This is a genomic window from Xanthomonas sp. NCPPB 3174 (genome assembly GCF_056725205.1).
In genome coordinates this window covers 1,662,794-1,682,719 of record NZ_CM161517.1, presented here as the reverse complement: position 1 = coordinate 1,682,719, position 19,926 = coordinate 1,662,794, and the positions used below count along the sequence as shown (strand labels likewise).

Below are 19,926 nucleotides of genomic sequence, written 5' to 3'. Positions count from 1 at the left end.
GGAGACCTGCAATGAACGCCAACGCTCCCCTGATTCACCCCTCCGCGGTCATCGATCCCGGCGCGACACTCGCCGCCGACGTGCGCGTCGGCGCCTTCACCGTGATCGGCGCCGAGGTGGAGATCGGCGAAGGCTGCGAGATCGGCTCGCATTGCAGCATCGTCGGCCCGACCCGGCTGGGCCGCGACAACCGCCTGGTCGGCCACGTCGCGCTGGGCGGCGACCCGCAGGACAAGAAGTTCGCCGGCGAGCGCACCGAACTGGTGATCGGCGACCGCAACGTGATCCGCGAGTTCGTCACCGTCAGCCGCGGCACCGGCAGCGGCGGCGGCATCACCCGCATCGGCAGCGACAACTGGTTCCTGGCCTACACCCACGTCGCCCACGACTGCATCGTCGGCAACCACTGCGTGTTCTCCAACAACACCACCCTGGCCGGGCACGTGGAAGTGGGCGACCACGTGATCATCAGCGGCTTCGCCGGCGCGCATCAGTTCTGCCGCATCGGCGATCACGCCTTCCTCGGCATGGGCGCGCTGATCAACGGCGACGTGCCGCCGTTCACCATGGTCGGGGGCAATTCGCTGGGGCGCCCGCGCGGCATCAACAGCGAAGGGCTGAAGCGCCGCGGCTTCGATCCCGAACGCGTGGCCGCGATCAAGCGCGCCTACCGCGCGCTGTACGTGGCCGGCCTGCCGCTGGCCGAGGCCAAGCACCAGTTGGCGGTGCTGGCCGAAGGCAGCGAGGACGTGCGCGCGATGCTGGAGTTCATCGAGTCCAGCGAGCGGCCGTTGTTGCGATGACGGCCGGGATTCGGGATTCGGGATTCGGGATTGGCAACGGCAGCATTGCCGGTGCCGATAGCGCCGCGTCCGCTGTTGCGAATCCCCAATCCCCAATCCCCAATCCCCGCGCAACACCGCTGCGCATCGCCCTCGTCGCCGGCGAGGCCTCCGGCGACCTGCTGGGCGCGGGGCTGATCGAGGCGTTGCGCGCGCGCTATCCCGACGCGGAGTTCGCCGGGGTCGGGGGCCAGGCGATGCGCCAGGCCGGGTGCCGGACCTGGTTCGACGCCAGCGAGCTGGCGGTGATGGGTCTGCTGGAAGTGCTGCGGCACCTGCCGCGCCTGCTGAAGCTGCGCCGCGCGCTGCGCGAGCGGCTGCTGGCCTGGCGCCCGGACGTGTTCGTCGGCATCGACGCGCCCGATTTCAATCTCGGCGTGGAGCGCTGGCTGAAACAGCGCGGGCTGCGCACCGTGCATTACGTCAGCCCGTCGGTGTGGGCCTGGCGCGAGCAGCGCGCGGCCAAGATTGGCGCCAGCGCCGACCGGGTGCTGTGCCTGTTCCCGATGGAGCCGCCGATCTACGCCAGGCACGGCGTGGACGCGCGCTTCGTCGGCCACCCCATGGCCGATGCGATCGCGCTGCACGAAGACCGCGGCGCGGCGCGCGCTTCGCTGGGCGTGGGCGCCGACGTGCCGGTGCTGGCGGTGTTGCCGGGCAGCCGCCTGGGCGAGATCGGCAAGCTCGGCGACACCTTCTTCGCCGCCGCCGCGCAGGTGCTGCAACAGCTTCCGGACGCGCGCGTGCTGGTGCCGGCCGCCAATGCCGCGTGCAAGGCGCTGATCGAAGCGCAACTCGCGCGTTCGGCCTTGCCGCCGACCGCCACCCAGGTGCTGGACGGCCACGCGCGCACCGCGCTGCTCGCCGCCGACGCGGTGCTGCTGGCCTCCGGCACCGCGACCCTGGAAGCCATGCTGGTGAAGCGGCCGATGGTGGTCGGCTACAAGGTCGCTCCGCTGACCTACCGCATCGTCAAGGCGTTGGGCCTGCTGAAGGTCGACCGCTACGCCCTGCCCAACATCCTGGCCGGCCACGACCTGGCACCGGAACTGATGCAGGACGCCTGCACCCCCGATGCGCTGGCCGCCGCGCTGCTGCACTGGCTGCGCAACCCGCAGGCGGTGGCGGCGCTGCAGCCCGAGTACGAACGCCTGCACCTGCTGCTGCGCCAGGACGCCTCGGCGCGCGCGGCGGATGCGGTGCTCGAATTGCTTGGGAGCCGGGATTCGGGAGTGGGGATTCGGGATTCGGGAGAAGCAAAAGCATGAAGCGCTGCGATCCGACATCGCCGCAGCGGGAACTGCTGTGCGAATCCCCAATGCCGAATCCCCAATCCCGGCTCTACGCCGGCGTCGACGAAGCCGGCCGCGGTCCCCTGGCCGGGCCGGTGGCGGTGGCGGCGGTGGTGTTCGATCCGGCGCGCACCCGCATCAACGGGCTGGACGATTCCAAGCAGTTGACCGCGGCGCAGCGCGAGACGCTGTATGCGCGCATCGTCGAGCGGGCGCTGGCCTGGCAAGTGGTGCTGATCGAGGCCGAGGAGATCGACCGGCTGAACATCTACCAGGCGACCATGCTGGGCATGCGTCGCGCGGTCGAGGGCGTGGCGCACGTGGCCGGCTTCGCCCGCATCGACGGCAACCGCGTGCCCAAGGGCCTGCCCTGCGCCGCCGAGGCGCTGGTCGGCGGCGACGCCCGCGACCGCGCGATCATGGCTGCCTCGATCGTCGCCAAGGTCACCCGCGACCGGATCATGCAGCGCCTGCACGACGAACACCCGCACTACGGTTTCGACCTGCACAAGGGCTACGCCACCCCGGCGCATCTGGCGGCACTGGCCGCGCACGGCCCCTGCATCCACCACCGGCGCAGCTTCGCGCCGGTCAGGATGGCCCTGGCGGGCCGGGAGCCGGCAGTGGAGATCGGGGATTCGCTGGAGTCGCTGCAGCTCGCGTAGGACGTTCAGCGCGGATAGGCGGGAGATCACGCGCACTCACCGCCGAGTGAGACCGCAACGAATCCCCAATCCCCAATCCCCAATCCCCAATCCCCAATCCCCGCCCCTCGCTGTCAAGCCTTGCCCGGCTCGCCCCCCGCCGCTACCCTGCCCGGGCATCGCTCTGGTTCCGCATGTCCACTTCCCGCTTCGCCCATCTGCACATCCACACCGAGTTCTCGCTGGCGGATTCGACCATCCGTGTGCCCGAGAAACCGGATCAGGCTGACCCGAAGAAAGCCAAGCAGGCCAACCTGCTCAGCCGCGCGGTGGAACTGGACCTGCCCGCGCTGGCGGTCACCGACCTCAACAACCTGTTCGCGCTGGTCAAGTTCTACAAGGCCGCCGAGGGCGTGGGCATCAAGCCGATCGCCGGCGCCGACCTGCTGATCGCCGACGGCACCCAGGCGCCGTGGCGGCTGACCGTGCTGTGCCGCAACCGCGACGGCTACCTCAGCCTGTCGCGGCTGCTGACCCGCGCCTGGCTGGAAGGCCACCGCAACGAAGGCGGCGTGGCGCTGCGCCCGGAATGGCTGCAGACCGGCAGCGACAACCTGTTCGCGCTGGCCGGCCGCGAGAGCCTGGCCGGGCGCCTGGCCAGCGAAGGCCGCCACGACCTGGCCGAGCAGCAACTGGCCGACTGGCAGCGCATCTTCGGCGATGGCCTGCACCTGGAACTGACCCGCACCGGCCGCGACGGCGAGGAGGCGTTCAACCAGTTCGCCCTGCACGCCGCCGGCACCCGCGGCCTGCCGGTGATCGCCAGCAACGACGTGCGCTTCCTGTACGCCAGCGATTTCGCCGCGCACGAGGCGCGCGTGTGCATCTCCTCCGGCCGCGTGCTCGACGACCCCAAGCGCCCGCGCGACTACAGCGACCAGCAGTACCTGAAGTCGGCCGAAGAGATGGCCGCGCTGTTCGCCGACATCCCCGACGCGATCGACAACACCCTGGCGCTGGCGCAACGCTGCAACATCGAGATGCAGCTGGGCACGTACTTCCTGCCCGCCTATCCGGTGCCCGACGACGAGACGCTGGACAGCTGGATCCGCAGCCAGTCGCGCGACGGCCTGGCCGCGCGCCTGGAGAAGAACCCGCTGGCGCCCGGCAAGACCCGCCAGGACTACGTGGACCGGCTCGAGTTCGAGCTGGACACCATCATCAAGATGGGCTTCCCCGGCTACTTCCTGATCGTGGCCGACTTCATCCAGTGGGGCAAGAACCAGGGCATCCCGATCGGCCCGGGCCGCGGCTCCGGTGCCGGCTCGCTGGTGGCGTGGGCGCTGCAGATCACCGACCTGGACCCGCTGCCGTACAACCTGCTGTTCGAGCGCTTCCTCAACCCGGAACGCGTGTCGATGCCCGACTTCGACATCGACTTCTGCATGGATCGCCGCGACGAGGTGATCGACTACGTGGCGCGCAAGTACGGCCGCGACCGGGTCAGCCAGATCATCACCTACGGCACCATGGCGGCCAAGGCGGTGGTGCGCGACTGCGGCCGCGTGCTCGGCTTCCCGTACGGCCTGGTCGACGGCGTCGCCAAGCTGATCCCCAACATCCTCGGCATCACGCTGAAGGATGCGATGGGCGAAGGCAAGGACAGCGAGATGGCCTCGCCGGAGCTGATCCAGCGCTACCAGGCCGAGGACGACGTCCGCGACCTGATGGACCTGGCGCGGCAGCTCGAGGACCTGACCCGCAACGCCGGCAAGCACGCCGGCGGCGTGGTGATCGCGCCGACCCCGCTGTCCGACTTCTGCCCGCTGTTCGCCGAACACGACGTCGACAACCTCGGCAAGAACCCGGTCACCCAGTTCGACAAGGACGATGTCGAACAGGTCGGCCTGGTCAAGTTCGACTTCCTCGGCCTGCGCACCCTGACCATCATCGACTGGGCGGTGAAGGCGATCAACGTGCGCCACGCGCGCGCCGGCATTCCGCCGGTGGAGATCGCCGCGATCCCGCTCGACGACGCGCCGACCTACAAGGGCATCTTCGCCTCGGGCAACACCGGCGCGGTGTTCCAGTTCGAATCCTCGGGCATGCGCCGGCTGCTGAAGGACGCCCGCCCCGACCGCTTCGAGGACCTGATCGCGCTGGTGTCGCTGTACCGCCCCGGCCCGATGGACCTGATCCCCTCGTTCAACGCGCGCAAGCACGGCCAGGAAGAGATCGTCTATCCCGATCCGCGCACCGAAGCGATCCTGAAGGACACCTACGGCATCATGGTGTACCAGGAGCAGGTGATGCAGATGGCGCAGATCGTCGGCGGCTACTCGCTGGGCGGCGCCGACCTGCTGCGCCGCGCGATGGGCAAGAAAGTGCCGGCGGAAATGGCCAAGCACCGCGAGATCTTCCGCGAGGGTGCGGCCAAGGGTGGCGTCGGCGAGGCCAAGGCCGACGAGATCTTCGACCTGATGGAGAAGTTCGCCGGCTACGGCTTCAACAAGTCGCACGCCGCCGCCTACGCGCTGGTCAGCTACCAGACCGCGTGGCTGAAACGCCACTACCCGGCCGAGTTCATGGCGGCCACGCTGTCCTCGGACATGGACAACACCGACAAGGTGGTCGGCTTCCTCGACGAGGTGCGCAACCTCGGCCTGACCGTGCTGCCGCCGCGCATCAACGCCTCGGCGTACATGTTCGAGGCGGCCACGCCGGACACCATCCAGTACGGCCTGGGCGCGATCAAGGGCGTGGGCCGCGGCGCCTGCGAGGCGATCGTGGCCGAGCGCGAGCGCGGCGGCGAGTACGCCTCGCTGCTGGATTTCTGCACCCGCGTGGAATCGGCCAAGCTCAACAAGCGCACCCTCGAGGCGATGATCAACGCCGGCGCGATGGACGGGCTGGGCGCCAACCGCGCCACGCTGATGCTGCAGTTGCCGGAGGTGATGAAAGCCACCGAGCAGATGGCGCGCGAGCGCGCCTCCGGGCAGAACTCGCTGTTCGGCGGCGCCGATACCAGCGCCCCGGCGCTGCGCCTGGACCTGCCGGAAAGCAAGGAATGGCCGCTGGGCCAGTTGCTGGCCGGTGAGCGCGAAACGCTGGGCTTCTACCTCAGCGGGCATCCGTTCGATCCGTACCGCGACGAAGTGCGCGAGCTGGTCGGCTGCGACCTGAGCGCGCTGGAGAAGATCTGCGCGCAATCCGGCGGCGGCCGCGGTGGTGGTGGCGATGGCGAGAAGCGCGCCTGGCGCCCGGAGGTCAGCGCGATCCTCGCCGGCCAGGTGGTCGGCGTGCGCCGCAAGGGCGACAGCCAGGTGTTCGTGCAACTGGAGGACGGCCGCGGCCGCATCGAGTGCAGCGCGTTCTCCGACGCCATCGCCGAGTTCGGCCACCTGCTGACCCGCGACCGCATCCTCATCGTCAAGGGCGGCGTGCGCGAGGACGAATTCAACGGCGGCTACGCGATGCGCATCCGCCAGTGCTGGGACTACGAGCAGATCTGCACGCACCACGCGCAGCGCCTGTCGCTGCGCCTGGACCTGCGCCAGCGCAGCGCCTGGCCGCGCATCGACGGCCTGCTGGCCCGCCACCGCCCGGGCAAGACCCCCCTGCGCCTGGACCTGCTGCTGCAGTCGGCGCAGGGCGGCATCGCCGGCATGCTCGACCTCAACGGCAGCCATTCGGTGCGCGTGGACCCGCAACTGCTCGACGCCCTGCGCGGCGACCCGGCGGTGCGCGCGGTGAAGGTCAAGTACAGCCCGCCGTGGGCGTGAGCCGGGAATGGAGAATCGGGAGTCGGGAATCGGAACAGCCGGCCTCCCGGCAGTGGTGAGGATCGCAAGGAATCGCTCCGCTCTTCCGATTCCCCATTCCCGATTCCCCATTCACGGCTTTTCCCCCGTCCCCCCCCGTACGGGCCACACCCCCGCATTCGGCTAAACTCCCCACTTCACGTTCTCCACGGCTTCCAATGAACCCGAACTACCTCGACTTCGAGCAACCCATCGCCGATCTGGAAGCCAAGATCCAGGAACTGCGCAGTGCCAGCACCGGTCCGGCGGTCAACGTCGATGCCGAGGTCAGCGCGCTGGAAGACAAGCTGCGGGTGCGCACGGCGCAGATCTTCCGCGACCTGTCCTCGTGGCAGATCTCGCAGTTGGCGCGGCATCCGCAGCGCCCGTACACGCTGGACTACATCAACGTGTTCTGCGACGAGTTCCAGGAACTGGCCGGCGACCGCGCGTTCGCCGACGACAAGGCCATCGTCGGCGGCCTGGGCCGCATCGACGGCCGCGCGGTGGTGATCATCGGCCACCAGAAGGGCCGCGACACCAAGAGCAAGATCGCGCGCAATTTCGGCATGCCGCGCCCGGAGGGCTACCGCAAGGCGCTGCGCCTGATGAAGCTGGCCGAGCGCTTCAAGCTGCCGCTGCTGACCTTCATCGACACCCCCGGCGCCTACCCCGGCATCGGCGCCGAGGAGCGCGGCCAGAGCGAGGCGATCGCGCGCAACCTGCTGGAAATGGCCGAACTGAAGGTGCCGGTGATCTGCACCGTGATCGGGGAAGGCGGCTCCGGCGGCGCGCTGGCGATCGGCGTGGGCGACCGCACCCTGATGCTGGAATACGGCACCTACTCGGTGATCTCGCCGGAAGGCTGCGCCTCGATCCTGTGGAAAGACGCCTCCAAGGCCAAGGACGCCGCCGAGCAACTGGGCCTGACCGCCAAGCGCCTGTCCACGCTGGGCCTGGTCGACAAGGTGATCCGCGAACCGATCGGCGGCGCCCACCGCAACCCGACGCAGATGGCCAAGCGCCTGAAGGCGGTCCTGCTCAACGAACTGGACGCCCTGGAACAGCTGCCGATCGCGCAGTTGCTGGAGAAGCGCTACGCGCGCCTGCGCAGCTACGGCGCGTACGAGACGGCGTGAGGCGCCGGTCGGCGCCTCGGGATTGGGGAGTCGGGATTGGGGATTCGTAAAAGCCCGTTCCCGGCGCCCAAGTGTTGTGGGTAGCCGCGATCAATACCAGGCTGGAAGACCCCGCTCTTGCGAATCCCGAATCCCGAATCCCCAATCCCCGCTCAAAACGGCTTCGCCAACACCAGCCAGATCACCACCAGCAGCGCCAGCACCGGCACCTCGTTGAACAGGCGCAGGGCGCGCGAGGACGGCAGTGCGCCGGCCTGGCCGACGCGCTTGAGCCAGCGGCCGGTGAAGATGTAGTAGGCCAGCATCAACGCGACCAGGCCAAGCTTGGCGTGCAGCCAGCCGCTGTGGCCGGGGGCGACCATGGTCGGGAAGTCCGGCAGCACCTTGTAGCCCAGCCACAGGGTCAGCCCCAGCACCAGCGCCAGGCCGAACATGCTGTGGCCGAAGCGGTACAGGCGCCGCCCCATCAGCGCCAGGCGTTCCTGCACCTGCGGCTGGCCTGCGCTCTCGGCGATGTTGACCAGGATCCGCGGCAGGTAGAACACCGCCGCCATCCATGCAATCACGAACAGCAGATGCAGGGACTTGATCCACAGGTAGAGTTGCATGCGCTGGCTCCAGGTCGCTGGCGTAGGATGTGCGGCCATTTTCGCCGATTCGTCCGGCGCCCGCACGGACCACACGCCCGCATGGACAAACAGTACGACGCCGACTACTTCCAGCGCTGGTATCGCCGCGACGGCATCGGCGACGCCGCGCGCCTGGCGCGCAAGGTCGCACTCGCCGTGGCCCAGGCCGAGTACTACCTGGAACGGCCGATCCGCAGCGTGCTCGACATCGGCTGCGGCGAAGGCGCCTGGCGCGCGCCGCTGCTCAAGCTGCGGCCGAAGCTGCGCTATCTCGGCTTCGACAGCAGCGACTACGCCGTCGCCCGCTATGGCCGCCACCGCAACCTGCACCCGGCGCGCTTCGGCGATTTCGCCTGGCTGCGGCCATGCGCGCCGGTGGACCTGCTGGTGTGCTCGGACGTGCTGCACTACGTGCCCGGCCGCGAATTGCGCCAGGGCCTGCCCGGCCTGGTGGAGCTGTGCGGCGGCGTGGCGTTCCTGGAGACCTTCGCCGCCGAAGACGACTTCGACGGCGACCACGCCGGCTTCCAGCCCCGCGCGGCGCGCTGGTACCGGCGCCAGTTCGGTGCGCTCGGGCTGCGCCCGGTGGGCAGTCATTGCTGGCTGGCGCCAGCGCTGGCGGGCGATGCGGCGGCGCTGGAGACGATTGGTCTGGTGCCCCATTAAGGTGCAAACCGCGCGGATGCGTTATGCTGCACGGCAGCATACGCTCAGGATGGAAACACCGGCATGCTCTACCAGTGGCACGAACTGACCCGTAACCTGCTCGCCCCCTGGGTGCATCAGGCCGAAGCCAACGCCAAGATCTTCTCCGACCCCAACAGCCTGTGGTCGACGCTGCCCGGCGCCGAGCGCCTGGCCGCGAGCAACGAGTTGATGCACCGCCTGGGCAAGGACTACGAGAAGCCGGCCTGGGCGCTGGACCATGTCGAGGTCGACGGCCACGCGCTGCCGATCGTCGAGCAGGAAGTGCTGCGCAAGCCGTTCTGCCGCCTGCTGCGCTTCAAGCGCTTCAGCGACGACGCCAAGGTCGTGGACGGACTCAAGAAGCAGCCGGCCGTACTGGTGGTGGCGCCGCTGTCCGGCCACCACGCCACGCTACTGCGCGACACCGTGCGCACCCTGCTGCGCGACCACAAGGTCTACGTCACCGACTGGATCGATGCGCGCATGGTGCCGCAGTCCGAAGGCGACTTCGGCCTGGACGACTACGTGCGCTATGTGCAGGACTTCATCCGCCACATCGGCGCCGAATCGCTGCACGTGATGAGCGTGTGCCAGCCGACCGTGCCGGTGCTGGCGGCGGTGTCGCTGATGGCCGGACGCGGCGAGACCACGCCGCGCTCGCTGGTGATGATGGGCGGGCCGATCGACGCGCGCCGCAGCCCCACCGAGGTCAACAACCTGGCCACGCGCAACCCGCTGTCCTGGTTCGAGCACAACGTCATCCACACCGTGCCGCCGGCCTACCCCGGCCACGGCCGCGCCGTCTATCCGGGCTTCCTGCAGCACATCGGCTTCCTGGCGATGAACCCCAGCCGGCACTTCATGTCGCACTGGGATTTCTACGCCAACCTGGTCAAGGGCGACCTGCAGGACGCCGAGGCGCACCGCCGCTTCTACGACGAGTACAACGCGGTGCTGGACATGCCGGCCACCTACTACCTGGACACCATCCGCGTGGTGTTCCAGGAGTTCCTGCTGCCGCGCGGGGAATGGGTGATCGACGGCGAACGCGTCGACCCGGCCGCGATCCGCGACACCGCGCTGCTCAGCATCGAAGGCGAGCTGGACGACATCTCCGGCCTGGGCCAGACCGCCGCCGCGCAGGACCTGTGCACCGGCATCCCTGCCGCGCGCCGCCAGCATCTGGAAGTGCAAGGCGCCGGCCACTACGGCATCTTCAGCGGCCGCCGCTGGCGCGACATCGTGTATCCGCAGGTGCGCAGCTTCATCGCCGCCAATGCCGGCGCCAGCCGCGCGCCGACGGCCGGCAACGTCACCCCGCTCAAGCGCCGCGGCAGCCGCAAGGCCGGCTGAGCGGCATCTCGCCCGCGGCGACCCCGCCGCGGGCGATCGTGCATCAGGACATCAGGGCGCCTCGCTGCGCACCAGCAGGTGCTTGGCGAGCAGGCCATGCGCCTTGCCGAAGCCGCGCGACAGGTGCAGGGTGACGAAGAACAGCGCTGCGCCCAGCACGCTGGCCAGCAGCAACGGCAGCCACGCCTCGCTGCCGATCCAGTGCAGCGGACCGACATGAACGGTCAGATCCGCGACATCCGGGGCAAACAGCGCGGCAGGCGCCAGCAGCATCAGCAGCGACGTACTCAGCAAGGCCGCGAAGACCGTGAAGTAGAAGATCCCCAGCGGCAGCATCAGCAGGAAATACAGCATCGTGGTCCAGGTGCGCGCATCGGTGAACATCTGCCCGATGCGCTGCAGCCACGGCTGTTCGGGTGCGCTGTACAGCGGCCGGCGTGGCATGCGCTCGCCCAGCAGGACTTCCACCACGCGGCCCTCCACCAGCGACAGCAGCCGCACCGAACCGAAGAACAGCACCAGCAGCGGCACCCCGATGATCAGGATCAGCAAGCCCGCCGACACGCTGACGCCGGTCACCAGCCAGGTGAAGTAGAAGATGCCGGTGACCAGCGACAGCAGCATGTAGAACAGGCTGCCGTAAGCGCGCGGGTCGGCGACCACGCCGAAGAAGCGACCGAGCAACGATTTGCGCTTGGGCGGCGCCGGCGGCTTCAGCGCGCGGCTGACCGTGACCTCGGTATCGCGGTAGATCTCGGCCACCTCCTCCGGCGCGCCGTAGCTGCCGGCGACGCCGGCGATGACCTCGGCCTCGCTCTTGCCGGGCTGCTCGGCCAGCTCCGAACGCAGGTATTCCTCCGCGTCGTACAGCGCGTCCTGGATCAGCGCGGGGTCGGCGCCGCCCAATGCCGCACGCAGTTGCGCCAGGTAGTCGGGAATGGTGGTCGGCAAGGGCCGTGGTGCGGTGTGTGCGCTGCTCATTCTGAAATCCCCTTCAGCACGGAATCGACGGAATCGCGGGTGGCGCGCCACGCCGCGGCCCATTGCCGCAGCGTGGAAAGACCCGCCGCGGTGATGCGGTAGTAACGCCGTGGCGGCCCGGCCACCGACGGTTCGACATGGCTGGACAGCAACCCCGCCGCCTCCAGGTTGCGCAGCACCGGGTACAGCGCGCTCTGCTTGCCGCTGAGCACGCCCTCGCCCACCTGCTCCATGCGCTTGGCGATCAGATAGCCGTATAGCGGCGCCTCGGCGGCGGCCAGCACCGCCAGCAGGGCCAGCGACACGGTGCCGGCGCTCAGCTCCTTCTGGAATTTCTTCAGCTGCGCATCCGGCTCGACCATGGCGCCCCTCACTAGGTTGAAGTGGATACTAGTGCAGAGTTCGACATAGCCCCTGTGCCGTTGGTCATAGGCGCCGCTCCCGCTGGCGTTCCCGGCGACAAACGTTTCGGCAACACCGCGCTGACTACACTGCGGGACCTTCCTTTGTGCATGCCATCCAGGAGGTCACGCATGAGTTCGACGCCCGCCACCCCACAGCCCGGGCAGGCCACCGAGGCCAGCTTCGCCGGTTCCGGCAATCAGTTCTCGACCGGCGCCTTCAAGCGCGATCCAGAGGCCGGTTCGGCCTCGGTCGAATACAGCCGCACGGCCGCCGAGGCCAAGTACGGCCCGCTGGAATACGCGGCGGTGCATACCGGCAAGGTCGGCGCCGGCCGCAAGCAGGAAAACGGCGACACGGTGTTCAACGTCGAGATGGAGTTCACCCAGGGCCATCGTATCCAGGGCGACTTCAAAGCCGGGCGCCTGGCCGCCGACGGCAGCCTGACCCAGGCCACCGGCGAGCGTGGCCGCTATGAAGTCCGGCTGCGCGGCGAGGCCACGGCCGACGCTGCTGCGCGGGTGAACCCCTTCGACCCCGGCACCATCCCGGAAGGCGGCAGCGTCAAGCTCGACGGCCAGGTGTTCGCCAAGACTTCGATGGAGGCCGCGTTCCGCGGCATCGCCACGTCCAGCGAGCGCACCGACGCGGCCGGCATGAGCTATGCAGTACAGCGTGTGGATGCCGACCACGTGCGCGTCGCGGTCGGCCCGACCCAGGCGGTGGAGCGGCTGGAGGCCGTGGGCCTGAAGACCGACGTCGCCCAGGCCATGCTCGGCCGCCAGGATGCGCTGGGCCAGGCGACCATGCGCACCGCCACCTTCGACCTGCGCGAGCCGCAGGCACAAGCCGCCTATCGCGACTTTCTGGCCAGCGGCCGACTTGCCGCCAACGCGCCAGGGGTCACCGACGTGCAAAAGGTCGAAAGCCTGACCATGAGTTCGGAGACCCGCGCGCAACTCGGCCTGGGTCCGTTCAAGGCCGAACTGGGCGGCCAGCGCAACACTGGCGAGAACGTGCGCACCACCTATGCCGACGGCAGCTCTAGCGTGGTCGGCAAGGTGCAGTACGCCGGCAACGTGCCGATGACCCTGACCCGTCAGTTCGACCCGGCGGGCAAGGAGCGCGTGGACGAACGCAGCTATCAGTTCACCTTCGACAAGGTCGACCACAACCAGGCGCAACTGCTCAACGCCGCGCTCACCGGCAAGGACACCGCCTCGGCCGATACGCCGATCGCGGCCGGCCAGAACGCCACCCTGCGCTTCTCCGAGCAGCAGATGGACGCACTGCGCCAGCAATACCAGCGCGCCGCCCAGGCCAGTCCGATGACCGCGCATGAGGCTGCCGAGTACGCAAAGCAGAGTCCGCAGGACTTCGCGATCGGCCTGGCGCGCAACCTGGGCAATTCCCAGTACGGCCTGAGCGAGCGCCTGTTCCGTGTGTCCAGCAGCGCCGGCGGCACGCCGGGCGGCGACCTGGTGCGCATCGACGCGCAGGTCGACCGCGCCGACCCGCCATCACCGTCAGCGCCCACGCGCGCTGCCCCGACCACCGCCGCCCCGCCCGATGCGCGCGCCGCCGCCGATCCGCAACAGCAGGCGATGCAGCAGGCGATCGAACGCAAGCTCACGCCCTACGACGCCAACGTCGCGAGCGGCCTGCTGCTGGCGGCCCGGCGCGATGGCCTGACCCAGGTCGATCACGTCCTGCGCAACGACAACGGCCGCGTGTTCGCGGTGCAGGGCGACCCGATGGCCGCCGACAAGCGCGTGGCCTACGTGGACGCCGCGCAGGCGGCGACCATCCCGGCCGCCGAAAGCGCCAGGCAACTGGCCGCACTGCCCCCGACGCCGAGCCAGGCGCCAGTGCAGGACACGCAGGAACCGCAGAAGCGCGCGCTGTCGTAGGCGCGCCTGTCGGCGGCGCGGCAATCGTGCCGTGCCACCGGTGCATTGGCAGCGGCCACCGCTTCGGTGAGAATCGAGCGCTCACCGACCGGGCCGCCCTCATGCCGCTGCGCACTTCCCTGCTCGCCCTCGCGTTGTCGCTGTCCGCCTCCGCCGCATGGGCGGGGCCACCACCGCCGGCCGTGCCGTACCGCAGCCCGCAACAGATCCTCGACGCATCCAAGCCCAGCGACTGGCGCACGCTGGATCCGGCCAACACGCTGTACCTGGAGCTGGACACCGGCCGGGTGATCATCGAACTGGCGCCGGCGTTCGCGCCGCAGCACGTCGGCAACATCCGCACCCTGGCCCACGAGCACTTCTGGGACGGCCTGAGCATCTACCGCTCGCAGGACAATTTCGTGGTGCAGTTCGGCGACCCCGACGGCGAGGAGCCGGGCAAGGCCAAGTCGCTGGGCAGCGCCAAGACCCACCTGCCCGCCGAATTCCAGCGCCCGGCCGCGGGCCTGGCGTTCCAGCCCCTGCCCGACCGCGACGGCTGGGCGCCGCAGGTGGGCTTCGTCGACGGCTTTCCGGTGGCGCGCGACCCCAAGGACGGCACCGCCTGGCTGGCGCATTGCTACGGCACCGTGGGTGCCGGCCGCAACAACGACGAAGACAGCAGCATCGGCGCCGAACTGTACGTGGTCACCGGGCAGTCGCCGCGGCAACTGGACCGCAACATCACCGTGGTCGGCCGCGTGGTCAAGGGCATGGAACTGCTCAGCGTGATCCCACGCGGGCCGGACCCGATGGGCTTCTACGAAAAACCCGAGCAGCGCACGCCGATTCGCGCGATCCGCCTGGCCAGCGACGTGCCGGACGCCGAGCGCACGCCGCTGCAACTGCTGCGCACCGATAGCCGCACCTTCCGCGAGGTGGCCGAGGCGCGGCGCAACCGCCGCGACGATTTCTACAAGCGTCCGGCCGGCCACATCGACCTGTGCAACGTGCCGCTGCCGGTGCGTACGCCGCCGAAGTGACGCGTCATGCGCGCGCCGGACGGCGCGCGCTCAGGCGCCGCCGACGCTGCGCCGCTGCGGCTGCTGCGCGTGCAGGAAACGGGTGAACAGTTCGCGCGGCTGCTCCACGGCGCATTCGGTCAGCAGCATGGCAATGTTGCCGCGATGGAAGGCACCATGCGCGAGCACGTGGAACAGCATTTCCTGGCGGCTCATGCGGCCGGCATCGCCATCGGTGAAACGGAACGCCAGCGTCTGCTGCAAGGCGGGCGCGTCGAGCCGGGCGACGTAGTCGGCATACCACCGGTCCGATTCGGTCACCGCCGCACCCAGCGCCTCCAGCTCCGGCGTCTGCGGCGTGTTGCTCGCGGTGTATGCGTGCGTGCCGCCGTCCAGGTGCGCGGCGAAGATCCGGTCCACCACGTAGGTATGGTTCAACAGCCGGATCGCACGCTGACGCTGCGCCGGATACGCAGCCGCATCGATCTGCGCCAGCGCCTGCAGCATCTCGGCGTTGGCCCACGCCTTGAAAGCGAACTGCGATGCGAGCAGGGACTCGGTCATTGCGTCGTCCTCCAGGCCAGGTGGTCGTGCCACGCGGCGTTTGCGGCTGCACCACGCGTCCGCGCCAGTATCCTGCATCTCACCCACGCCTGCTCTCTGCGGATCGGCCATCGTGTCCGCGGACCTGCGCTCGCGTTCCGACGCCGCCATGCGGCACCTGGCAGGCCCAAGCCAACCGGCGATGTGGCCAGGGACTGGATGCCAGGCCCTACCGCGCGCGCTGGCTGAAGGCGACGCTGCCCAGGATCAGCGCACCGGCCAGCAGCATGGTCCAGGTCAGCGGCTCGCCCAGGAACCACCAGGCCAGCAGCGCGCCGAACACCGGGATCAGGTAGGTCACGGTCGAGGCGCGGGCCGGGCCGATGCGCTGGATCAGCCGGTAGTACATCAGGTAGGCCAGGCCGGTGCAGACCACGCCCAGGCCGCCCGCGCAGGCCCAGGCCAGCGCCGACACCGGCGCGGCCGGCCAATGCGTCCACGCCAGCGGCGCCAGCAGCAGCGCGCTGCAGCCGAGCGTGGCCGCCGCCGACGCGGCCGGCGGCAGGTCGCCCATGTGCCGCTTCACCAGGTTGTAGCCGATGCCGTACAGCAACGAGGCGGTGGCGCCGGCGAAGGCGGACGGACCGACGCTGAGCCCGGCCGACTTGCCGGTGGCCAGGACCAGCACGCCGATGAAGCCGACCAGCAATGCCAGCGCACGCCGGGTGCCGATGCGCTCGCCGAAGAACAGGAAGGCGATCAACGCAGTGAACAGCACCGTCATCGCGTTGCAGATCGCGCCGATCGCCGCCGGCGCATGCTGCGCGCCCCACGCGAACAGCAGGAACGGCAAGGCGGAATTGAGCACGCCGATCGCCGCCAGGGTCGGCCAGCGCCGCAGTGGGAAGCGCGCCCGCGCCAGCCACAGGAACGGCAGCAGCACCGCCGCGCCCAGCGCCAGGCGCAGTTCCACCAGCGCATAGGCGCCGAACTGCGGCGCCGCCACGCGCATGAAGAGGAACGAGCAGCCCCAGACGACGCCGAGGAACCCCAGCTCCAAGGGCGTGCGCCAGTCGCGCGGTACTGAAGGGTCGGACACGGGCGTGGGAGAGGCCGAGGCGATGGCCGGCTGCAGGGAGGGTTCGGCGGTAGGCATGGAGGAGGCTCGCGGTCGATCGGCAACGCGCCGCAGCGATCGTGCGACGCCACGCATTCGCTGCCGGTTGCGGACGCCGGTCGGCGCCTTTGCACCGACTTCGCATCGCCCCCGGCCGCGCATGTCGTGTTCGGCTGCCAGCATCGCCCCGTACCGCGGGGCCGACAAGCGCGTAGTATCGTCGCGAGCCACAAATCTGCCGCGTGTCTGACCGTGCAACTGCGCCCGTCCCTGCTGCCCGCGCTCGGCGTGTTCGCCGCCGCGGCGCGCCACCAGAACTTCGCCCATGCCGCGGAGGAACTGCATCTCACCGCCAGTGCGGTCAGCCACCATGTGCGGCGCCTGGAAGCCTTGCTCGGCGCCACGCTGTTCCAGCGCCACGCGCGCGGGGTCAAGCTGACCGCCGAAGGCCGGCAACTGGCCGATGCCGCCAGCGCGGCGCTGGCCGACATCGCCGCAGTGGCCGGCAACCTGCATCCGCAGGCCGACACCGCGCCGCTGCGCCTCACCACGTTGCGCTCGCTCTCGTACTGCTGGCTGCTGCCGCGCCTGCCGCGCTTCTGCCAGGCCTATCCGCACGTGCGCCTGGAGATCCAGACCGACTCCGCCTTCTCGCGCTTCGAAGAGGGTGGCCCCGAGCTCGGAATCCGCTACGGCCAGGGCGACTGGCCCGGGCTGACCTCGCACCACCTGATGGACGACGCACTGTTCCCGGTGGCCTCGCCGGCCCTGCCGCAACTGGCGACGTTGCACCGGCCCGAACAGATCGCACAGTTGCCGCTGCTCACCGACATGTCGCCGCAGGGTTGGCGCGACTGGTTCCGCGCCGCCGGCGTGCGCGGCGTGGCGCTGCCGCCGATGCACACCTTCAACGACAGCACCGATGCGATGCGCGCCGCCGTATACGGCGTAGGCGCCGTGCTGGCGCGCAAGCACATCGCCCAACCCTACCTGCAGCGCTACGAAATGGTGCGCCTGCCCGGGCCGGCGCTGACCGCGCGCTATTCCTACTACATCGTGCATCCCACCCACCGCCTGCTCAGCCCGGCCGCCAGTCACTTCATCGACTGGCTCAAGCGCGAGGCGCTGGACGAACGCACGCCGCTGCCGGCATTGCCGGCGGAACTGCTCGGGTTGCCGCCGACGGCGGGCTAGCGCGGGCGTAAGCGCAGGGCACACGTGCAGGAACCCGCGGTATCGATCGCGTCGTAGGAGTTGCTTCAGCCGCGACGCGGCGTTACCGGTAAAGCCCGTCGCGGCTGAAGCCGCTCCTGCGGGAAACCACACGAATCGACTGGATCACGGGCTGCAGCCAACGCCATTGACAAGCGGCACACACCACGTCATTAATTAACTAATTCGTTAATTAGCTAAGCTCCGATGTCCATCGACCGCGTCTTCGAAGCCCTCGCCTCGCGCCCGCGCCGCGAGATCCTGGCCTACCTGTCGGCACAGGAACTCACCGCCGGCGAGATCGCGCAGCGCTTCGCGATGAGCGCGCCGGCGATCTCGCGGCACCTGTCGGTGCTGGAAGCGGCCGGGCTGGTGGCGAGCGAGCGCCGCGGCCAGTTCGTGGTCTACCGGCTCACCCCCGACAACCTGGTCAACACCCTCAGTGGGTTCGCCTTCGAGATCTGCCCCAGCGCCGGCCCGCTCAAGCGCGAGTCGCGCAGGCAGGCCAAGCGCACCGCCTGATCCTTCCGCCACGGCAACAGGAGTCCGCCGATGACCGCCGCACCGCTCAGCGAACACGCCGCCGCGCAAACCGGATTTCCCTCGGTGCGCCTGCCCTCCTACAGCGGCGGCCTGCCGGTGGAGGTCATCCTGATCGCCCAGCTCGGGGTCGGCGCCGGCGATCCGCTGATCGCACAGGCCTGCCTGCGGCAGCGTGCGCATCCGCAGTTCCGCGACGCCCTGGACGAACCCTCGGCGCGCCTGGCAAGCACCGATTTCGGCAATGGTGAGTCCACCGCGCTGTATTCGTTCGCGGTCGGCGCCGGCGGCCATCCGTTCCACTGCCATGCCGGGCATCGCATGTTCACCGCGATCACCGGCAGCGGCGGCGCGCTGCTGCGTTTCAGCACCGCCTCGCCGGCGCAGCTGGCGGAAGATCCACAGCATTTCCTCGCCGCGCTGCGCCATGTCGAATTGCCCGCCGATTGCCTGTTCAGCGTGCGCTTCGGCGGCGGCACCTGGCACCAATTCGCGCCGCTGCGCGCTCGGTCCGAGCACCCTGCGTTCTTTGCCCTGTCCTGCCACAGCGACGAAGCCGGCGGCGCGCTTGCCGAGGACGTACGCGCGCAGGTGCTGGCCGGTACTGCCGACATCGCCACCCTCACCGAACTGCTGCCGGCCCCGGTGGCGGCGCTCCTGGCGGCGCCACAGGCGCAGGCGCTGCCCGTACCGACCGTGCGACTGTCGCTGGCGGCCTCGCCGGGCAGCCGTCGCCTGGCATGGTGTGCCGGTCTACGCGCCCTCAGCGGACGCCTGCGACAGCGGCTGGGCGCATGGCGGCATCCGGCCGGCTTCGCCGCGCTGGCGCCACGCTTACCTCGCGCGCGGGTGACGCCGCAATTGCTGCCCGGCTCCCTGCTCGAACAGCAACTGCCCACGCACCATCATCAGGACAGCGTGCGGCTGGAGGTACCGGCGCAGGCGCTGCGGCCGCTGGGCGCGCACGCGCTGATGGCGGCATTGCTGGACGGCTTCCTGCAGCACCCGCCGCGTGGCGTGACCTGGCTGATGCGCCTGCGCAACGTGCTGGTGGCGCCGCTGCGGCTGCGCACCTCGCCGCTGGGCTGTCCGGTGTCCTCGCTGCTGTCGCCGCAGCGCGAGCAACTGTTCGCCGGGCGCTTCCCGGTGCTGGCGCAGGATTCATCAGCGCAGGCGCGGCGCGTGCAGGTGCTGCTCGGTGCCGACGACCGCCACCTGGTGTTCCGCAGTTGCGTCGGCGTGACGCTGCGCGAGGACGGCAGCGCCGAACTGAGCCTGGAGACGCGTGTGGCCTGCCGCAATCGCTTCGGCCACCTGTATATGGCGCTGATCGCTGCCGCGCATCGCCGCTACATCGCCCCGACCATGCTGCGCGCGGCCGCCGAGGCGCTGCTGCTGCCGGTGGCCGAGCATGCCGGCCCGGACGTGGTGGCAACGGTGCGCTGAGCGCGTCATCACCCCGCCTTAGCCGATGCCTGCCTAGCCTGCGCCTTCCCCCCAAGAGGAAGGCCCATGCCCCAGGTCCGCATCCGCATCACCGGCAGCGAGGACGACGCCCGCGCCATCATCAACCTGCTGTCGAGCCTGGACGGCATCGAACACGTCGAGGAGATCGACGACCTGATGCCGCACATGGACGACGACGATTCCAGCTCCGCCGGCCTGCCCGACGACCAGGGACCGGGAACCCACGAAGTGGAAGTGGACGCCGGCAACGCCGCCACCGCGCAGAAGGTGCGCGAGGCCGTGGAAGCGCTGGCGTTCGAGCTGGACGTGGTCGTGGAGTTCGAACAGGACGAAGGCTGAGGCCTGCATCCGGGGCGTTGCGCCGCGT

Annotated in this window: 18 protein-coding genes; 13 read left to right on the top strand and 5 right to left on the bottom strand. The window is 69.8% G+C overall.

Annotation, left to right across the window (positions count from 1 at the left end; genetic code table 11):
- Positions 1-11 precede the first annotated feature (11 nt).
- From lpxA to AC1PK7_RS07375, 5 genes are all read left to right on the top strand, one after another.
- Positions 12-803 carry an acyl-ACP--UDP-N-acetylglucosamine O-acyltransferase gene (gene lpxA, locus AC1PK7_RS07395; RefSeq protein WP_481100354.1) on the top strand — a complete coding sequence of 264 codons (792 nt, stop codon included), beginning with the start codon at positions 12-14 and terminating at the stop codon, positions 801-803.
- Complete coding sequence (gene lpxB, locus AC1PK7_RS07390; RefSeq protein WP_481100353.1) at positions 800-2,110, top strand: lipid-A-disaccharide synthase; 1,311 nt, start codon at positions 800-802, stop codon at positions 2,108-2,110. Before lpxA ends, lpxB begins: the two co-directional genes overlap by 4 nt.
- Complete coding sequence (locus tag AC1PK7_RS07385) at positions 2,107-2,799, top strand: ribonuclease HII (protein WP_481100352.1); 693 nt, start codon at positions 2,107-2,109, stop codon at positions 2,797-2,799. The genes lpxB and AC1PK7_RS07385 overlap by 4 nt, the downstream gene beginning before the upstream one ends.
- A 173-nt stretch (positions 2,800-2,972) precedes the next feature.
- Positions 2,973-6,560 carry a DNA polymerase III subunit alpha gene (dnaE, locus tag AC1PK7_RS07380; RefSeq protein ID WP_481100351.1) on the top strand — a complete coding sequence of 1,196 codons (3,588 nt, stop codon included), beginning with the start codon at positions 2,973-2,975 and terminating at the stop codon, positions 6,558-6,560.
- Positions 6,561-6,757: 197 nt separating this feature from the next.
- Complete coding sequence (locus AC1PK7_RS07375) at positions 6,758-7,717, top strand: acetyl-CoA carboxylase carboxyltransferase subunit alpha (RefSeq protein ID WP_481100350.1); 960 nt, start codon at positions 6,758-6,760, stop codon at positions 7,715-7,717.
- Positions 7,718-7,869: 152 nt separating this feature from the next.
- Here the strand turns inward: AC1PK7_RS07375 and AC1PK7_RS07370 are convergent, their stop codons facing one another.
- A complete protein-coding gene (locus tag AC1PK7_RS07370) occupies positions 7,870-8,325 on the bottom strand; it encodes a CopD family protein (RefSeq protein ID WP_481100349.1) in 456 nt (151 codons plus the stop codon).
- An 81-nt stretch (positions 8,326-8,406) separates the two neighbouring features.
- Between AC1PK7_RS07370 and AC1PK7_RS07365 the strand changes: the two genes are divergently transcribed.
- Positions 8,407-9,012, top strand: coding sequence for a class I SAM-dependent DNA methyltransferase (locus AC1PK7_RS07365; protein WP_481100348.1), 606 nt, complete (start codon positions 8,407-8,409; stop codon positions 9,010-9,012).
- A 63-nt stretch (positions 9,013-9,075) separates the two neighbouring features.
- Positions 9,076-10,386, top strand: a complete 1,311-nt coding sequence (locus tag AC1PK7_RS07360; protein ID WP_481100347.1) for a polyhydroxyalkanoate depolymerase — start codon at positions 9,076-9,078, stop codon at positions 10,384-10,386.
- Between the two features lie 51 nt (positions 10,387-10,437).
- Here the strand turns inward: AC1PK7_RS07360 and AC1PK7_RS07355 are convergent, their stop codons facing one another.
- Positions 10,438-11,367 (bottom strand): sensor domain-containing protein, encoded by a 930-nt coding sequence (locus AC1PK7_RS07355; protein ID WP_481100346.1) that lies wholly within the window; start codon positions 11,365-11,367, stop codon positions 10,438-10,440.
- Positions 11,364-11,729, bottom strand: coding sequence for a PadR family transcriptional regulator (locus AC1PK7_RS07350; RefSeq protein WP_420009417.1), 366 nt, complete (start codon positions 11,727-11,729; stop codon positions 11,364-11,366). Before AC1PK7_RS07350 ends, AC1PK7_RS07355 begins: the two co-directional genes overlap by 4 nt.
- Positions 11,730-11,900: 171 nt before the next feature.
- Between AC1PK7_RS07350 and AC1PK7_RS07345 the strand changes: the two genes are divergently transcribed.
- Together AC1PK7_RS07345 and AC1PK7_RS07340 are read left to right on the top strand one after the other, a co-directional pair.
- Positions 11,901-13,679: an XVIPCD domain-containing protein gene (locus tag AC1PK7_RS07345; RefSeq protein ID WP_481100345.1), complete on the top strand. Its 1,779-nt coding sequence runs from the start codon at positions 11,901-11,903 to the stop codon at positions 13,677-13,679.
- A 101-nt stretch (positions 13,680-13,780) separates the two neighbouring features.
- A complete protein-coding gene (locus tag AC1PK7_RS07340) occupies positions 13,781-14,701 on the top strand; it encodes a peptidylprolyl isomerase (protein ID WP_481100344.1) in 921 nt (306 codons plus the stop codon).
- Positions 14,702-14,731: 30 nt separating this feature from the next.
- Here the strand turns inward: AC1PK7_RS07340 and AC1PK7_RS07335 are convergent, their stop codons facing one another.
- Positions 14,732-15,244, bottom strand: a complete 513-nt coding sequence (locus tag AC1PK7_RS07335) for a DinB family protein (RefSeq protein ID WP_481100343.1) — start codon at positions 15,242-15,244, stop codon at positions 14,732-14,734.
- A 208-nt stretch (positions 15,245-15,452) separates the two neighbouring features.
- Entirely contained in the window at positions 15,453-16,379 is a 927-nt protein-coding gene (locus tag AC1PK7_RS07330; protein WP_481100342.1) for a DMT family transporter, read from the bottom strand.
- 213 nt (positions 16,380-16,592) lie between these two features.
- Between AC1PK7_RS07330 and AC1PK7_RS07325 the strand changes: the two genes are divergently transcribed.
- The 4 genes from AC1PK7_RS07325 to AC1PK7_RS07310 all read left to right on the top strand — a co-directional run bounded on the left by AC1PK7_RS07325 (position 16,593) and on the right by AC1PK7_RS07310 (position 19,898).
- Complete coding sequence (locus AC1PK7_RS07325) at positions 16,593-17,534, top strand: LysR substrate-binding domain-containing protein (RefSeq protein WP_481100341.1); 942 nt, start codon at positions 16,593-16,595, stop codon at positions 17,532-17,534.
- A 225-nt stretch (positions 17,535-17,759) separates the two neighbouring features.
- Positions 17,760-18,074 carry a metalloregulator ArsR/SmtB family transcription factor gene (locus tag AC1PK7_RS07320; RefSeq protein WP_019798027.1) on the top strand — a complete coding sequence of 105 codons (315 nt, stop codon included), beginning with the start codon at positions 17,760-17,762 and terminating at the stop codon, positions 18,072-18,074.
- A gap of 30 nt (positions 18,075-18,104) precedes the next feature.
- The gene (locus AC1PK7_RS07315; protein WP_481100340.1) at positions 18,105-19,538 is read left to right on the top strand and encodes a DUF2867 domain-containing protein; all 1,434 of its coding nucleotides are present in this window, start codon (positions 18,105-18,107) and stop codon (positions 19,536-19,538) included.
- A 66-nt stretch (positions 19,539-19,604) separates the two neighbouring features.
- Positions 19,605-19,898, top strand: a complete 294-nt coding sequence (locus AC1PK7_RS07310; RefSeq protein ID WP_209244258.1) for a hypothetical protein — start codon at positions 19,605-19,607, stop codon at positions 19,896-19,898.
- Positions 19,899-19,926: the final 28 nt, after the last annotated feature.

Coding starts and splice junctions, on each gene's coding strand:
- lpxA (WP_481100354.1), top strand. CDS start 12: ATGAACGCCAACGCTCCCCTGATTCACCCCTCCGCGGTCATCGATCCC.
- lpxB (WP_481100353.1), top strand. CDS start 800: ATGACGGCCGGGATTCGGGATTCGGGATTCGGGATTGGCAACGGCAGC.
- AC1PK7_RS07385 (WP_481100352.1), top strand. CDS start 2,107: ATGAAGCGCTGCGATCCGACATCGCCGCAGCGGGAACTGCTGTGCGAA.
- dnaE (WP_481100351.1), top strand. CDS start 2,973: ATGTCCACTTCCCGCTTCGCCCATCTGCACATCCACACCGAGTTCTCG.
- AC1PK7_RS07375 (WP_481100350.1), top strand. CDS start 6,758: ATGAACCCGAACTACCTCGACTTCGAGCAACCCATCGCCGATCTGGAA.
- AC1PK7_RS07370 (WP_481100349.1), bottom strand. CDS start 8,325: ATGCAACTCTACCTGTGGATCAAGTCCCTGCATCTGCTGTTCGTGATT.
- AC1PK7_RS07365 (WP_481100348.1), top strand. CDS start 8,407: ATGGACAAACAGTACGACGCCGACTACTTCCAGCGCTGGTATCGCCGC.
- AC1PK7_RS07360 (WP_481100347.1), top strand. CDS start 9,076: ATGCTCTACCAGTGGCACGAACTGACCCGTAACCTGCTCGCCCCCTGG.
- AC1PK7_RS07355 (WP_481100346.1), bottom strand. CDS start 11,367: ATGAGCAGCGCACACACCGCACCACGGCCCTTGCCGACCACCATTCCC.
- AC1PK7_RS07350 (WP_420009417.1), bottom strand. CDS start 11,729: ATGGTCGAGCCGGATGCGCAGCTGAAGAAATTCCAGAAGGAGCTGAGC.
- AC1PK7_RS07345 (WP_481100345.1), top strand. CDS start 11,901: ATGAGTTCGACGCCCGCCACCCCACAGCCCGGGCAGGCCACCGAGGCC.
- AC1PK7_RS07340 (WP_481100344.1), top strand. CDS start 13,781: ATGCCGCTGCGCACTTCCCTGCTCGCCCTCGCGTTGTCGCTGTCCGCC.
- AC1PK7_RS07335 (WP_481100343.1), bottom strand. CDS start 15,244: ATGACCGAGTCCCTGCTCGCATCGCAGTTCGCTTTCAAGGCGTGGGCC.
- AC1PK7_RS07330 (WP_481100342.1), bottom strand. CDS start 16,379: ATGCCTACCGCCGAACCCTCCCTGCAGCCGGCCATCGCCTCGGCCTCT.
- AC1PK7_RS07320 (WP_019798027.1), top strand. CDS start 17,760: ATGTCCATCGACCGCGTCTTCGAAGCCCTCGCCTCGCGCCCGCGCCGC.
- AC1PK7_RS07315 (WP_481100340.1), top strand. CDS start 18,105: ATGACCGCCGCACCGCTCAGCGAACACGCCGCCGCGCAAACCGGATTT.
- AC1PK7_RS07310 (WP_209244258.1), top strand. CDS start 19,605: ATGCCCCAGGTCCGCATCCGCATCACCGGCAGCGAGGACGACGCCCGC.